At 45.7% G+C, this 14,149-nt stretch carries 15 protein-coding genes, 1 pseudogene and 1 riboswitch; of the genes and pseudogenes, 10 read left to right on the top strand and 6 right to left on the bottom strand.

Going from position 1 to position 14,149, the window contains the following annotated elements:
- Window positions 1-136 precede the first annotated feature (136 nt).
- Both CVD19_RS05930 and argH read left to right on the top strand, forming a co-directional pair.
- On the top strand, window positions 137-1,342 hold the full coding sequence (locus CVD19_RS05930) for an argininosuccinate synthase (RefSeq protein WP_101580943.1): 1,206 nt from the start codon (window positions 137-139) through the stop codon (window positions 1,340-1,342).
- A complete protein-coding gene (argH, locus tag CVD19_RS05925) occupies window positions 1,339-2,733 on the top strand; it encodes an argininosuccinate lyase (protein WP_101580942.1) in 1,395 nt (464 codons plus the stop codon). Before CVD19_RS05930 ends, argH begins: the two co-directional genes overlap by 4 nt.
- A 27-nt stretch (window positions 2,734-2,760) precedes the next feature.
- Here argH and CVD19_RS05920 read toward each other — a convergent pair whose 3' ends face one another.
- Window positions 2,761-3,216 (bottom strand): universal stress protein, encoded by a 456-nt coding sequence (locus CVD19_RS05920; protein ID WP_101580941.1) that lies wholly within the window; start codon window positions 3,214-3,216, stop codon window positions 2,761-2,763.
- 105 nt (window positions 3,217-3,321) lie between these two features.
- Between CVD19_RS05920 and CVD19_RS24615 the strand changes: the two genes are divergently transcribed.
- From CVD19_RS24615 to CVD19_RS05910, 3 genes are all read left to right on the top strand, one after another.
- Entirely contained in the window at window positions 3,322-3,480 is a 159-nt protein-coding gene (locus CVD19_RS24615; RefSeq protein ID WP_180953540.1) for a hypothetical protein, read from the top strand.
- A gap of 428 nt (window positions 3,481-3,908) precedes the next feature.
- Entirely contained in the window at window positions 3,909-5,030 is a 1,122-nt protein-coding gene (ald, locus tag CVD19_RS05915) for an alanine dehydrogenase (protein ID WP_101580940.1), read from the top strand.
- 119 nt (window positions 5,031-5,149) lie between these two features.
- Entirely contained in the window at window positions 5,150-5,410 is a 261-nt protein-coding gene (locus CVD19_RS05910) for a DUF1292 domain-containing protein (RefSeq protein ID WP_101581074.1), read from the top strand.
- Between the two features lie 121 nt (window positions 5,411-5,531).
- Here CVD19_RS05910 and CVD19_RS05905 read toward each other — a convergent pair.
- The 3 genes and pseudogenes from CVD19_RS05905 to CVD19_RS05895 form a co-directional block, all read right to left on the bottom strand.
- Window positions 5,532-5,939: pseudogene (locus CVD19_RS05905) on the bottom strand (cytidine deaminase); the annotation flags it as partial.
- Between the two features lie 99 nt (window positions 5,940-6,038).
- Complete coding sequence (gene deoC, locus CVD19_RS05900) at window positions 6,039-6,713, bottom strand: deoxyribose-phosphate aldolase (protein ID WP_101580938.1); 675 nt, start codon at window positions 6,711-6,713, stop codon at window positions 6,039-6,041.
- Window positions 6,714-6,911: 198 nt separating this feature from the next.
- Window positions 6,912-7,850, bottom strand: coding sequence for a sugar-binding transcriptional regulator (locus tag CVD19_RS05895; protein ID WP_101580937.1), 939 nt, complete (start codon window positions 7,848-7,850; stop codon window positions 6,912-6,914).
- A 203-nt stretch (window positions 7,851-8,053) separates the two neighbouring features.
- Window positions 8,054-8,100: riboswitch (PreQ1 riboswitch) on the top strand.
- A 109-nt stretch (window positions 8,101-8,209) separates the two neighbouring features.
- Here CVD19_RS05895 and queF point away from each other — a divergent pair.
- Entirely contained in the window at window positions 8,210-8,707 is a 498-nt protein-coding gene (gene queF / locus CVD19_RS05890) for a preQ(1) synthase (RefSeq protein WP_101581073.1), read from the top strand.
- A 136-nt stretch (window positions 8,708-8,843) separates the two neighbouring features.
- Here queF and CVD19_RS05885 read toward each other — a convergent pair whose 3' ends face one another.
- Window positions 8,844-9,941 (bottom strand): M24 family metallopeptidase, encoded by a 1,098-nt coding sequence (locus CVD19_RS05885; RefSeq protein ID WP_101580936.1) that lies wholly within the window; start codon window positions 9,939-9,941, stop codon window positions 8,844-8,846.
- 163 nt (window positions 9,942-10,104) lie between these two features.
- Between CVD19_RS05885 and CVD19_RS05880 the strand changes: the two genes are divergently transcribed.
- From CVD19_RS05880 to CVD19_RS05870, 3 genes are all read left to right on the top strand, one after another.
- Window positions 10,105-10,785, top strand: coding sequence for a metal-dependent hydrolase (locus tag CVD19_RS05880; protein WP_101581072.1), 681 nt, complete (start codon window positions 10,105-10,107; stop codon window positions 10,783-10,785).
- A gap of 120 nt (window positions 10,786-10,905) precedes the next feature.
- The gene (locus tag CVD19_RS05875) at window positions 10,906-11,154 is read left to right on the top strand and encodes a hypothetical protein (protein WP_101580935.1); all 249 of its coding nucleotides are present in this window, start codon (window positions 10,906-10,908) and stop codon (window positions 11,152-11,154) included.
- Window positions 11,155-11,301: 147 nt separating this feature from the next.
- Entirely contained in the window at window positions 11,302-12,621 is a 1,320-nt protein-coding gene (locus tag CVD19_RS05870; RefSeq protein WP_101580934.1) for a CBS domain-containing protein, read from the top strand.
- Window positions 12,622-12,734: 113 nt separating this feature from the next.
- On the opposite strand, the gene CVD19_RS05865 is transcribed toward CVD19_RS05870, so the two are convergent.
- Window positions 12,735-13,040: a YtpI family protein gene (locus tag CVD19_RS05865; RefSeq protein ID WP_101580933.1), complete on the bottom strand. Its 306-nt coding sequence runs from the start codon at window positions 13,038-13,040 to the stop codon at window positions 12,735-12,737.
- Between the two features lie 122 nt (window positions 13,041-13,162).
- Between CVD19_RS05865 and CVD19_RS05860 the strand changes: the two genes are divergently transcribed.
- Entirely contained in the window at window positions 13,163-14,095 is a 933-nt protein-coding gene (locus CVD19_RS05860; RefSeq protein WP_101580932.1) for a DHH family phosphoesterase, read from the top strand.
- The last annotated feature ends 54 nt before the right edge of the window (window positions 14,096-14,149 follow it).

Here is a 14,149-nt window from a genome sequence, read left to right as displayed (position 1 = left end):
CTATATGTGGTGTTTATTCCTTTTAATAAAAAAACATTCATTTTTTTGTTGAAATTTTTAATGAAACCTGATAACTTTTATTTTATGAATAAAAATATATGGGTTTGTATAATTATACAAAAGGGGAGAAAGCAAAATGAACCAATCAAAAGTTGTACTCGCATATTCCGGAGGCCTGGATACTTCCGTAGCGATAAAATGGCTGCAGGAACAGGGATTTTCAGTCATAGCCTGCTGCCTTGATGTAGGGGAAGGAAAGGATCTTGAATTTGTTAAGCAAAAAGCATTGAAAATCGGTGCCATAAAGTCCTATGTCCTGGATGTAAAAGAAGAATTCGCAACCGATTACGTTTTGTTGGCTCTACAGGCGCATGCCATGTATGAGGGTAAATATCCGCTTGTATCGGCACTTTCAAGGCCGTTAATTGCGAAAAAGCTTGTTGAAATTGCAGAACTGGAGGGCGCAGTAGCAGTTGCCCACGGCTGCACAGGCAAAGGGAATGACCAGGTACGATTTGAAGTATCGATTAAAGCGTTGAACCCCAATCTGAAAGTGCTTGCGCCTGTAAGGGAATGGAAATGGTCGCGTGAAGAAGAGATTGCGTATGCGGCCGAAAATGGCATCCCTATCCCAATTAACCTTGACAGCCCATTCTCAATAGACCAGAACCTATGGGGAAGGAGCAATGAGTGCGGGATTTTGGAAGATCCGTGGGCAGCACCGCCCGAAGAGGCTTACGAGCTTACTTCAAGCCTTGAAAATGCTCCCGACAAGCCTGATACGATTGAAATCGAGTTCAAGGAAGGAATCCCGACCGCAATCGACGGGAGGGCCTATCCGTTATCAGAGCTGATCCTCAACCTCAATGCCCTCGCCGGCAAGCACGGCGTCGGCAGAATCGACCATGTTGAAAACCGCCTTGTCGGGATTAAATCGCGTGAAGTTTATGAGTGCCCTGCCGCAGTGACATTGCTCAAGGCCCATAAAGAATTGGAGGATATCACGCTTGTAAAAGAAGTAGCGCATTTTAAACCGGTCATAGAGAAAAAAGTCGCCGAACTGATATACGAGGGCTTATGGTTTTCACCGCTTAGGGACGCGCTCGAGGCATTTCTAAAAACAACCCAGCAGCATGTGACAGGTACCGTGCGCGTCAAGCTGTTCAAGGGCCATGCGATTGTTGAGGGAAGAAAGTCCCCATATTCACTGTACAATGAGAAGCTGGCAACCTATACTTCCGAAGATGAGTTCGACCATGCCGCGGCTGTCGGCTTCATCGAATTATGGGGACTGCCTACGAAGGTCCAGAGCATGATCCAGAATAAGAAGGTGACAGTGTGAAAAAATTATGGGGCGGCAGGTTTACAGCGTCAGCAGAAGAATGGGTCGATGAATTTGGCGCCTCCATTTCCTTTGACAAGGAACTTGTCATGGAAGATATAGAAGGAAGCATCGCACATACCGAAATGCTGGCTAAAACGGGAATCCTTTCTGGCAGCGAGGCAGAAGCAATCATCAGCGGCCTGAAAATTTTAAAAGACAGGGCAGCGGCCGATGAGCTTCCTTTTTCGGCAAAGCTTGAAGATATTCATTTAAATCTTGAGCATCTCCTGACAGAGCTGGTCGGGCCGGTGGGCGGCAAGCTTCATACAGCAAGAAGCCGGAATGACCAGGTCGCGACGGACATGCATTTATATTTGCGCAGGCAGGTAACAGAAGTGATCGCGCTCATTGGTGAATTTCAGAAAGCAATCCTAGAAAAGGCGGGCGACCACGTTGAGACGGTGTTACCAGGCTACACCCATCTGCAGCGTGCCCAGCCAATCTCGTTTGCCCATCATTTAATGGCCTACTTTTGGATGCTTGAAAGGGATAAACAGCGCTACAAGGAAAATCTTGGCCGGATTAATATGAGCCCGCTTGGAGCCGGTGCATTGGCCGGAACGACTTTTTCAATTGACAGGGAGTTTTCCGCGGAACTCATGGGGTTTGCAGGAATTTACGAAAACAGCCTTGACGCCGTGAGCGACCGCGATTTTATCATTGAATTCCTGTCGTCAAGCTCCATCATGATGATGCATTTATCAAGGCTGTGTGAAGAAATCATACTATGGTCGAGCGAGGAGTTCCGGTTCATCGAGCTGGCCGATACTTTTTCAACGGGCAGCAGCATCATGCCACAAAAGAAAAATCCGGATATGGCAGAGCTGATCAGGGGAAAAACAGGCCGGGTATATGGCAGCCTCGTCGGTCTGCTCACGGTCCTGAAGGGTCTTCCACTTGCTTATAATAAAGATATGCAGGAAGATAAAGAAGGCATGTTTGACACAGTGAAGACGATAAAAGGGTCGCTCCGGATTTTTACAGGAATGATTGAAACGATGAAGGTCAACATCGGGACGATGGAAAATGCGGTGAAACGAGATTTTTCGAACGCAACAGAGCTTGCCGATTATCTGGCAGTAAAAGGGGTGCCGTTCCGCGAGGCACATGAAATCGTCGGGAAGCTTGTGCTAGCTTGCATCCAGCAAGGCTGTTATCTGGCTGACCTTTCTATTGAAAAATATAAAGAGTCAAGCCCTTTGTTCGAAGAAGATATATATGTGGCACTGAACCCGTTCACGGCTGTCAAGCGGAGAATATCCAAGGGCGGCACGGGATTCGCAGAGGTTGCCGCCCAGATCGAAAAAGCGAAAACATTGATTGGGGAAAAAGAAGAGCACGCAACCTGATGGCTGCGTGCTTTTTATGTGCAAAATTCAAATCTCAATTTCCTGTTCCGTCCGTACTATGAGGACATCGCAAGGAGCATACCGGGCAATGTGTTCAGAGACACTGCCGATGAAGAAGCGTTCAACCGCATTCATCCCAGTGGCACCGCACACAATAAGGTCAGCGTTGTATTCACGGGCGATGTCTTTTGCAATTTTCACCTTAGGAGATCCGTAATCAATTTCATATTGGACATCTGCCACACCGGCTTCGATGGCCTGCTGCTTATAAGCTTCCAGAAGCTCAGTGCCATAATCGTTGGCCCGTTCTGCAATGGTGCGGTCGTATGCTTCAACAGTGGCAAAAGTCCGCAAATCAATGATGTGGACCATGAACAGCCTCGCGTTGTTCCGCTTCGCAACCTGTATGGCTTTTTTAAAAGCCCATGCTGCTTCTTTAGATCCATCCACGGCAACTAAAATATTTTTATATGATAGCCCCATAGATATCCCCTCCTTTACCTATATTATACAATAGTGTTTTTCTGAATAGCTGTTACAATCTGTCGAACAATAAGAAGGAGTCCAGCAGAGAAGGAGAAAAGAGACGTGGAAAAACGGCAGCCTCGAGGTTTATCAGAGTTTTTATATAATGATGACGGAGTGAACGAAGTAAGCAGGCAAATCACGGATTCATATTTCAGTGGTGTCCATGGCCATTCGGAATTCGGCTCATTATTGGCCAGCCAGGAAAATGAAGCAGAATGAAGCTGAAGGACAAGCTGCCGGTGCAGCTTGTTTTTTTTATACGTTTGGAAAGTATAAATTGGCAGCAAGAAGCAAGCTCGGCGTAGGGGCCAATTTTTGGATCTAAGTATAAGTGCATAAAGGAATGCTTCGTAAGCATCAGCATCGCAGGCGGAAAAGTGGAACTTTTCCGTTGAACTACGCCTCTGTCTTCGCCCTTCGGGGCTCGCCAATCGGCGAGTTTTCTTTATATGTTCTATTGCCGGATCCTTCCCAAATAGCGGAAATGATCCCGTGCCGGTGCGGATTCTGGCTTTGGGTCAAAAAACAATGTAAGTGTTTACATTTTTCTATCATAATATCACTTTTATCTTTCTGTTATTGTTTTAAAATGTTATATTAGAAACGGTTTTGAAAATCATTTGATATTTGCTGGGGAGGCATGCAATATGCGTATCGGCGTACCAACAGAAATAAAAAACAATGAAAACCGTGTAGCAATGACACCTGCCGGGGTTGTAAACCTGGTTAAATTCGGGCACGAAGTGTATATTGAATCAGGCGCAGGGCTGGGATCCGGCTTTACCGATGAAGACTATGCGAATGCTGGGGCCCGTATTGTAAATACCGCTGAGGAAGCATGGTCACAGGAAATGGTCATGAAAGTAAAGGAGCCTCTTCCAGAAGAATACCGGTATTTTCGTGAAGGCCTGATCCTGTTTACATACCTGCACCTGGCTCCGGAGCCTGAATTGACGAGAGCACTGATTGAAAATAAAGTGGTGGGCATCGCCTATGAAACCGTGCAGCTTGCCAACGGAGCGCTGCCTCTGTTGACGCCGATGAGTGAAGTGGCCGGACGGATGGCTCCGCAGATTGGTGCCCAATTTTTAGAAAAAGTCCATGGCGGCAAAGGGATTCTTCTTTCTGGTGTGCCAGGAGTCCAAAGAGGGACGGTTTCCGTTATCGGCGGGGGAGTTGCGGGCACAAACGCTGCTAAAATGGCAATTGGCCTCGGTGCAAAAGTGACCATCATTGACTTGAATCCGGACCGTTTGCGCCAGCTGGATGACATTTTTGGCGCAGACGTAACTACTCTCATGTCAAATCCTTATAATATCGCAGAAGCTGTAATGGAATCCGACCTGGTAATCGGCGCGGTCCTTATCCCTGGTGCGAAGGCGCCAAAGCTTGTTACAGAAGAAATGATCCAATCGATGACACCCGGGTCTGTTGTTGTTGATATCGCGATTGACCAGGGTGGCATTTTTGAAACAACTGACAGGATCACCACCCATGATAACCCTACTTATGAAAAGCATGGTGTCGTCCACTATGCCGTGGCGAATATGCCTGGAGCCGTACCGCGCACTTCTACAATCGCGCTCACGAACGTAACTGTCCCTTATGCTGTCCAAATTGCCAACAAAGGCTTTAAACAGGCCTGCCTGGATAATGAAGCACTCTTAAAAGGGATTAACACCCTGAATGGCTACGTTACATACCAGGCTGTTGCGGAAGCTCATAATCTCGAATATTCCGAGACAAGAAAACTGCTTGAGCAGCTATAATCATTTTTTTGCCAAAAGACCCGGTGGACAAGCACCGGGCTTTTATTTTTGAATTGCACCTTCAATTCATAAGTTTCCCGGGAGAAGGGAAAAGTAATTTTGAACTTTTGGAGGTGGTCATGTTGGAAAAAAGTGATTCAATCAGGGATCTTATCACGATAGAAGATGAGCAAGGGGTAGAGAAACAGTATGAGGTAGAGGCACTGTTCGATATGAATGGTGAATCGTATGCCCTGTTGCGCTCCGAGGAAGAAACGATTTTGATGCGTGTTGAGGATGAAGGCGGCGAGCAGTTTTTAGTTGGAATCGAGGATGAATCTGAAAGAGATTCAATTTTAGATGCATACGAAATCGCTGTCGATGCAGCCCCGGCTGAATAGAAACGCAAAAGAGCTGTTTCCAATGACAGCTCTTTTACATTTACAGGAGAAGAATGGAGACCCATGACCGCATCGGTGTAACTGTGAATTAGCAATCTCTGTAAATTTGCACGTATCATCATTATTTATGCATATCTTTTGATGTAAAATACCCCGGCAGGATTTCACTGATTGTGGTTTCCTTGATGTCACCTTTTAAGTTGGCCAGGATAATTTTTGTGTTTTCATCACAGAATTCCGCCATAACCTGCCGGCAAGCACCACATGGAGAAACAGGCCCGTCAGTATCCGCGACAACGGCGATAGCCTGAACCTCTTTCTGTCCTTCAGAAACTGCCTTGAAAATAGCTGTCCTTTCGGCACAATTCGTCAGCCCGAAAGAGGCATTTTCAATGTTGCACCCCAGAAATATTTCCCCGCTTTTTGTGATGAGAGCGGCACCGACCTGAAAATTTGAATATGGAACATATGCTTTTCTCTGAGCTTCACTTGCTTTTTCAACGAGCATTTTTACATCCATTTTCATTCTCCATTCCGTGTTTTGTTTAACCTGGACAAATAAATAGCAGTCTAATACGGTTGAGCCATGTAATTTTGAACTTTTGCGTCAAACAAATGTATTACCCGCTCAGTATGATGAGGTTGAAGCAATGCCATTCATAATGGCAACACCAGAGCTTGCCCCGATGCGGCTTGCCCCGGCTTGGATCATGTTTTGCGCATCTTCGAGTGTCCTGACACCACCGGATGCTTTCACGCCAATCTCCGGTCCCACTGTTTTGCGCATTAGCGCGATGTCTTGGATTGTGGCTCCGCCTGTTGAAAATCCAGTAGAAGTTTTTACGAAATCCGCGCCAGCAGAGACTGCCAGTTTACAGGCCATTTCTTTTTCCTCATCCGTAAGCAGGCAGGTTTCAATAATTACTTTTGTCAGGGCTTTGCCTTTGGCTGCTACAGTTACTGCCTTAATGTCAGCTTCGACTATGTCGTATTGCCTGTCTTTTAATGCGCCGATGTTAATGACCATATCCACTTCAGTTGCACCATTTGCCATCGCATTTTCCGTCTCGAATGCTTTAACCTCTGGAGTTGAGGCTCCAAGAGGAAATCCGATTACAGTACAAACCTTCACATCAGGTGTACCTTTTAGAACTTCTGCGGCTGTTTTCACCCAGCCGGGGTTGACGCAAACAGAAGCAAAGGAGTATTTCTTAGCCTCTTCTGCAAGTTTGATAATTTCCGCCTCGCAAGCATCCGCTTTAAGTAATGTGTGGTCAATCATACGAGCCAGTCCGTAGGCCATCTTGTCATCCCTCTCTTTTTATGTGCCAAAAGCTGAAACCGCCTTCAGCATGAAATAAAAAATATAGTAACACGTTCCTCACCAATATATCAGGAGGATGAACGAGTGTAAACCACATATTGAACAAATGTAAAACAGGCGATTTTCTGACTAACTGATTGGCGAAAAATTCTATCATAAAGACAGTTATAAAAAAGACTAATCTTTATCGAGGAGGAACCGGGCGGTAAACTGGTCTGTTATCAGCACATTCGCGAAACCGCCTTTTAAGGCCCCATAGATGCCCCGAATTTTCTCTGGTCCGCCGGCAACGAGAATGGAATACTCTTTTTGTTTCAGATCTTCCAGGCCGATGCCCAATGTCCTGTTATCCAGGCTGTCATTTAAGATGGAACCATTGTCGTCAAAGAATCTTGAACAAATGTCGCCGGCCGCATTTGAATAGATTATTTTGAGATCTTCTTCAGAAAAATAACCAAGCTGGAACAGCAGGGATTCCTGTCTGATCGGCCCAGTCGTGAACACAGCGATATTTGCCTGTTTTCCCAGGTCCAATACCCGTTTTATATGCCTGTCTGCTTCCATGGCCTGCTTGACTACAACGTGGTCAACAATCGCGGGAAGCGGGAGATGGACTGGATTGGAATCAAAGGCTTTCCCGAACAGATAAAGGATTTCGGAAACGTAAGTATTTGTTTCGGAATGGCTTACTCCCCCCTTTAGCTGGACTACTTTTACATCCTTTAAATATTTTTGTTTGAGCTCGATCGCAACATGGTATAAGGTAGTTCCCCATGTAACTCCGATCGTGTCCCCGTCTTTCGTTATTTCATGAAGGTAGGCCGCAGCGCTCTCCCCAAGATAATTCTTTATCAGATTATTTTCATACTGGGGAATGGAAGAAACAACCGCCTTTTTCAGTTCAAACCGGTCTTGAAGCAATTTTGAGAGATTTTCCACGTCCTCTGTCGGATCATTTATTTTGATCTGGACAATGCCTTCAGTTTTGGCAGTTTGCAGCAGGCGGGAAACGGTCGGCCGCGAGACGCCCAATATGTTCGCGATATCATTTTGGTTATAGTCCAAAAGGTAATACATCCGGGCTGCTTCGATTACTTTTTTCAGTCTCTCTTCCATCGATCCACCTTATTTCACGTTTATTTTGATTCCTATTTTAACAAAAATTCAGTAAAAATGAACATTCATAAAGTAAACAGGCTCAGCATCGAGGGGGAAGGTATACTGATTAATCAATCAGAGCCTGCTGAAAAATTCTTTTGACTTCAAAGCGATTTTTGTATATATTGATTTTTGTAATTAAATAGTGGACCCCGTTCAATGCGGGAGAGGTTCATAGCGGACACCCTCTATAAAAAACTATGGATTTGAAAAATTTCAGACATATCCGTGCGGATAAGGTTTTTTGTTTTTTAAAGGAAATAGTCTTTTGTTATGCCTCCCTGATTGGACGGAATAAATATCAGGGAGGCATTTTTATGGCAGGCAGGACAGATGAAGAATTAAAAGATATAACATTACTGGGAAATCAGGGGACCAAATATATTTTTCAGTATGCCCCGGAAGTGCTCGAAGCGTTCGACAACAAGCACCCAAACAGGGATTACTTTGTGAAATTAAACTTCCCGGAGTTTACAAGCCTTTGTCCGAAAACAGGGCAGCCGGATTTTGCAACAATCTATATCAGCTATATTCCCGGTGAAAAGATGGTTGAAAGCAAGTCCTTAAAGCTGTATTTGTTCAGCTTCCGAAACCATGGTGACTTCCATGAAGACTGCATGAATATCATCATGAATGACCTCATTTCCCTCATGGATCCGAAATATATTGAAGTATGGGGCAAATTTACTCCCCGGGGAGGAATTTCCATCGACCCATACACAAATTATGGCAGACCAGGCACCAAGTATGAGCAAATGGCGGAATACAGGCTTATGAACCACGATTTATATCCTGAGAAAATTGACAACCGATAGTACTGCCGATTTGAAATTTATTATCATATGTGCATGTCCTCTACCTGTCTATTTTATTTGTCAGGTTGATTAAACGAGAACCCGGCATTGCACAGGTTAAAACGAAGAGCAGCCCCATCGGAGGCTGCTCTTGCACTTATTTAATGATAGTCAGGTCCTTAGGGTATTTAGTTAGTATTTCGATTCCATCACGTGTTACCACTACATCATCCTCTATCCTTACACCGGCTACATCCGGCACATAGATTCCCGGTTCAATGGTGAACACCATTCCTTCCTCAAGAACGAGCTGGTTCGTCTCTGTCAGGGAAGGGAATTCATGTACGCTGATGCCAAGTCCATGGCCGAGCCGGTGCGGAAAAAACTCCCCATATCCTGCACCAGCAATTACGTTCCTTGCGGCAAGGTCAATTGCCGAGCAAGCGGCCCCGGGGCGTACGGTGCTAATTGCTTCAAGCTGGGCCTTCAAAACAGTTTGATAGATTTTTTCCTGTTCTACATTGATGTCATGATAGGCAACCGTCCTGGTAATATCTGAACAATAGCCATCAACGACAACGCCTAAATCAAACAGTACCAGATCACCTTTTTTAATCTTGTTCAGTCCTGGAGTGCCGTGGGGGGAAGCAGCATTTTTTCCTGCCAGCACCATCGTGGCAAAGGACATTTCCGTTACCCCTTTTTTCTTCAGTGCATATTCGACCGCCGCAAGAACATCCAGCTCTGTCCGGCCCTCTTTAATTTCCTGGACGCCGGTTTCAATCGCAAAATCGGCAAGCTCACATGCCTGGCGGATCTTGTCCAATTCTTGTTCGTCTTTTTTTAACCGCAAAAGCCTCAGCTTATCTTCAGCAGAAATAAACCTCGCGCCCGGAAACGTGTGATTAAGTGTTTCGTAGCGTTCAACATTTAAATGTTCTTTTTCAATCGCAATCGTCCCGATGCGGGGAATTCTCGCTGCAACAGCTTTCTGGACAAGCTCCCATGGGCGGTCAATGTCGCTGTGCCCGACGATCTCATGCTCCCAGCCGGCATTTTTTGCATCGTTCTTTTCCATGGCCGGACAAACCAGGAACGGCTCCCCGTCCTGAAAGACGGCTATTCCAAGCAGGCGCTCATGGGGCTCGCTTAAAAATGCGCTTAAGTAAAACACGGTGTCCGGGGAGGTGAGGAAGGACAGGTCGACCCCATTTTCCTTCATCCAATCCCTTAAACTTTCCAATCGCTCATTCATTGCATTTCCCCCTATTAAGTAACAGCTTATTTCGAGATTAGCAACTACCTTTCGAAAAGTAAACTTTTAGTTTAAAAAATTTGGGGAATAAATGACAGAAGGAAGGATTCATGCACCAGATGTTGAAATTAGTTTATTATCTTATTTGCAGGAGGAGATTTTTATGAAAGTTTCATTCCATGGACATGCGGTTGTAAAGATTGAAACCAGTGGAAAAACCATTTTCATTGACCCTTTCATCACAGGAAATTCACAGACAGACCTTAATGTCAGCGATGTAAAACCGGATGTGATTATCCTGACCCATGCCCACGGGGACCATGTTGGCGACACGGTCAGCCTTGCAAGGGAAAATGGTTCACTCGTCATCGCCAATGCGGATTTGGCCCAATATTTAGAATGGCAGGGAGTGAAAACACATGCGATGCATATAGGCGGGGCGTACCAATTTGATTTCGGGAAAGTAAAGTTCACTCCCGCTTTTCACGGATCAGGCCTTGTTACTGATAACAAAGAGATCGTCTACGGCGGGATGCCGGCCGGTGTTCTCGTGATGGCGGAAGGAAAAACGATTTACCATGCAGGGGATACTGCACTGTTTTCAGATATGAAGCTGATTGGCGAACGCCATCCAATCAACCTTGCTTTCCTGCCGATCGGGGATAATTTTACGATGGGACCTGAGGACGCGGCGCTGGCTGCAGATTTTTTGCAGGCAAAGCAGGTTGTGCCGATCCACTTTAACACTTTCCCGCCTATAAAACAGGATCCGCAGAAATTTATCGCGCTATTGAAAAACGGTACAGGCAAAGTAATGGAGCCGGGGGAATCCATAGAATTATAGTGTAATACATGCTGCACGGCGTCTGCTGTGCAGTTTTTTTGCGTTTTGGTCTGTTGAAAATGCTTTTTCACTATTGACTGGCATATATATTAATACAAGCCTTAGTGTAGGAGGAAACACATGAATCATAACCGTTATCTTCTCTGTCTTTTGATATGTGCGATGCTATTGTATTTTGGTGTGCCAAAGCTTAATGTTTTGGCACCGGGCAAGGAAGGGCTGTTCGCTGCCGCCTGGCTTTTGCTTGCGTTCCTGTCTGCTGCTGGCAACCTCGCAGCATTCCTTTATGCGCCAAAAAGTCGAAAAGTTCCGTTGGATCGCCAGCCACACCTTAAGGAGAGAAAAGTGCCGCGCGGCTACGGTAATTGATGAAGCGCCCGGCGGTTAAAGGTGTCTTAAGGCCGCAGTGGAGAATAAACAATTAAATCGAATTGAATCAGGACATTGTTCACCTTATAATAAGATAGGACAACTATTTTTCGAACGGAAATTACTATTTTATAAAGGGTGAAGGTCTTGGCAACGAAGCATGAACAAATTTTGCAATATATCGATGAGCTTCCAATCGGCCAGAAAATTTCAGTGCGCCAGATCGCCAAGGCGCTGACTGTCAGTGAAGGCACAGCCTACCGGGCGATCAAGGATGCCGAAAACAAAGGGTATGTAAGCACCATTGAACGGGTTGGCACGATCAGGATCGAACGGAAAAAGAAAGAAAACATCGAGAGGCTGACATATGCTGAAGTGGTTAATATCGTTGATGGGCAAGTTCTTGGCGGACGGGCCGGCCTTCATAAAACACTCAATAAATTTGTTATTGGTGCGATGAAGCTCGAGGCGATGATGAGATACACAGGGCCGGGTAACCTCCTGATTGTCGGGAACAGGACGAAAGCGCATGAGCAGGCACTGAAAGCTGGCGCAGCGGTATTGATCACCGGTGGTTTTGATACAGAAGAAAGTGTGAAAAGGCTTGCTGATGAGCTTCAGATGCCGGTCATTTCCAGCAGTTATGACACATTTACTGTCGCAACGATGATCAATAGGGCCATTTATGACCAGTTGATCAAAAAGGAGATTGTCCTTGTTGAGGATATCCTGACGCCCCTTTCAGAGACAGTTTATTTAAAAACGGACGATCAGGTAGCGGACTGGTACCGTCTCAAGGAAGAAACGCTGCACAGCCGTTTTCCGGTGGTAGACCATAATTTGAAGATCCAGGGGATGGTAACCCCTAAGGACGTCATGAGCTCCGAGCATCAATTGCTGATTGAAAAGGTCATGACGAAGAATCCGATGACAGTAAGCGGAAAGACGAGTGTGGCGTCTTCGGCGCACATGATGGTGTGGGAAGGGATTGAAGTGCTTCCGGTTGTGGATGAGGCGAACAGGCTCGAAGGAATGATCAGCAGGCAGGATGTCCTGAGGGCGCTGCAGATAATCCAGCGCCAGCCGCAAGTCGGGGAAACTCTTGATGATACCGTCACGAGCCAGATGGTAGTCACAAAAGGCAAACTGAAAGAGGAAGACATTTTCCGCTGCCAGGTTACCCCGCAAATGACAAACCACCTTGGAACCATTTCATATGGCGTGTTTACGACGATTGTCACTGAAGCTGCAAACAGGGTTTTGAGGGGCTATAAGAAAGGTGACCTTGTTGTCGAAAACATGACCATTTATTTCATCAAGCCTGTCCAAATCGACAGCACACTGGAGATTTATCCGAAGGTTCTGGAAGTAGGCAGGAAATTCGGCAAAGTCGATGTTGAAGTGTTTAATGAAGGGATGCTTGTTGGAAAAGCAATGATGATGTGCCAGCTCATAGACAGGAATTAAAAGATTGAGATGCACACCTGCGGTTAAAGCAGTCCTGGGTTCACAAGAAAATGGTGATTCAGCCGGACAATAAAAAAGAAGCCGGTTGTGCATGAACGGCTTCTTCCTCTTGATTAATTGTTTCTTGCGTCCTGAGCTTCTTTGGCTGCATCAGGGAGGTAAAATTTATAGGATTTGAATCCTGCCCAAACGCTCAAGCTGCCGAGGAATATGAAAATTCCGGCAACAATGTATGTCATTGCAGTTTGAAATAAAAACAGCTGGTTCAGCCCAAACAAAGCAACGAATAAGCCGAGGGCGATGCTTGATTTGGCAGATATCCATTTCTTCTCGGCGGGCCTGTTGCTCCGGACATATTTTATTTTATAAAATACATATAGAGCTAAGCTGAGCATGATTAATAGTGCGAGTACCGGCATATTGCAACTCCCCCAGATTTAAAAATCTCTCCTTATTTTAGCGGTAATTTGCCGGAATTGCCATTGAATCTTACTATTTTGAAATATAAGCGAAAAAAAATATGTATTACGAAGGAGCAGTTATGAAGGAACAAATCCTGGAAGCAATTAAAAAGTATGACACGATCATCGTGCACAGGCATGTAAGGCCTGACCCGGATGCTTACGGATCCCAGGGCGGGCTTGTTGAGATTTTGAAGGAATCCTTTCCCGAAAAAAAAGTGTATGCGGTCGGACAGGAGGAAGAATCGCTCAACTATCTGAGAAGGATGGATTCCATTCCGGATGAAACCTATTCAGGGGCATTGGTGATTGTCTGCGATACAGCCAATCAGGAGCGGGTCTGCGATTCCCGTTACACTATGGGCGCATTGCTCGTTAAAATTGACCACCATCCTAACGAAGATCCATATGGAGACCTTTTATGGGTGGATACAACTGCGAGTTCTACAAGCGAAATGATCTATGAATTCTATTTATACGGAAAAAATCATGGGCTGGAAATAACAAATGAGGCAGCAAGGCTGTTATATGCTGGCATTGTAGGGGATACTGGGCGTTTTCTTTACCCCAGCACGACCGAAAAAACTTTTGCATATGCAGGTGAACTGATCCATTATCAATTTTCCCGGACCGAACTATATGACCGCATGTACGAACTACCGCAAAATGTCATTAAACTGAACGGTTTTGTCCTGCAAAACTTTGAAGTCCGCCCAAGTGGAGCAGCGAGTGTGATAATCAACCGGGAACTGCTGGATCAGTTTTCAGTGAAGCCTTCAGATGCCTCACTTCTTGTCAGCACCCTTGGCAATGTCGAAGGGATAAAGGCATGGGCCTTTTTCATAGAGGAAAAAGACCAAATCAGAGTCCGGCTCCGTTCAAAAGGTCCCGTCATCAACGGAATCGCAAAGAAATACAAAGGCGGAGGACACCCGCTTGCATCAGGGGCGTCCATTTATTCCTGGAGCGAAGCAGAAAACGTAATGAAGGACCTTGACGAGGTGTGTAAATAATATCCGGGGCCTGCCCCTGCACGCTAACGCGTTACCTCAGCGGGGGCCAGTCCC

This window comes from Bacillus sp. T33-2 (assembly GCF_002860205.1).
In the GTDB taxonomy this organism is placed as follows: domain Bacteria; phylum Bacillota; class Bacilli; order Bacillales; family Cytobacillaceae; genus T33-2.
Note: the sequence above shows the minus strand (reverse complement) of the source record. Positions and strands in the feature narration are given on the sequence as shown.

Coding starts and splice junctions, on each gene's coding strand:
- CVD19_RS05880 (WP_101581072.1), top strand. CDS start 10,105: ATGAAAGTTTCATTCCATGGACATGCGGTTGTAAAGATTGAAACCAGT.
- CVD19_RS05910 (WP_101581074.1), top strand. CDS start 5,150: ATGTTGGAAAAAAGTGATTCAATCAGGGATCTTATCACGATAGAAGAT.
- CVD19_RS05885 (WP_101580936.1), bottom strand. CDS start 9,941: ATGAATGAGCGATTGGAAAGTTTAAGGGATTGGATGAAGGAAAATGGG.
- CVD19_RS05865 (WP_101580933.1), bottom strand. CDS start 13,040: ATGCCGGTACTCGCACTATTAATCATGCTCAGCTTAGCTCTATATGTA.
- CVD19_RS05895 (WP_101580937.1), bottom strand. CDS start 7,850: ATGGAAGAGAGACTGAAAAAAGTAATCGAAGCAGCCCGGATGTATTAC.
- ald (WP_101580940.1), top strand. CDS start 3,909: ATGCGTATCGGCGTACCAACAGAAATAAAAAACAATGAAAACCGTGTA.
- CVD19_RS05920 (WP_101580941.1), bottom strand. CDS start 3,216: ATGGGGCTATCATATAAAAATATTTTAGTTGCCGTGGATGGATCTAAA.
- queF (WP_101581073.1), top strand. CDS start 8,210: ATGGCAGGCAGGACAGATGAAGAATTAAAAGATATAACATTACTGGGA.
- CVD19_RS05930 (WP_101580943.1), top strand. CDS start 137: ATGAACCAATCAAAAGTTGTACTCGCATATTCCGGAGGCCTGGATACT.
- CVD19_RS05860 (WP_101580932.1), top strand. CDS start 13,163: ATGAAGGAACAAATCCTGGAAGCAATTAAAAAGTATGACACGATCATC.
- CVD19_RS05875 (WP_101580935.1), top strand. CDS start 10,906: ATGAATCATAACCGTTATCTTCTCTGTCTTTTGATATGTGCGATGCTA.
- deoC (WP_101580938.1), bottom strand. CDS start 6,713: ATGGCCTACGGACTGGCTCGTATGATTGACCACACATTACTTAAAGCG.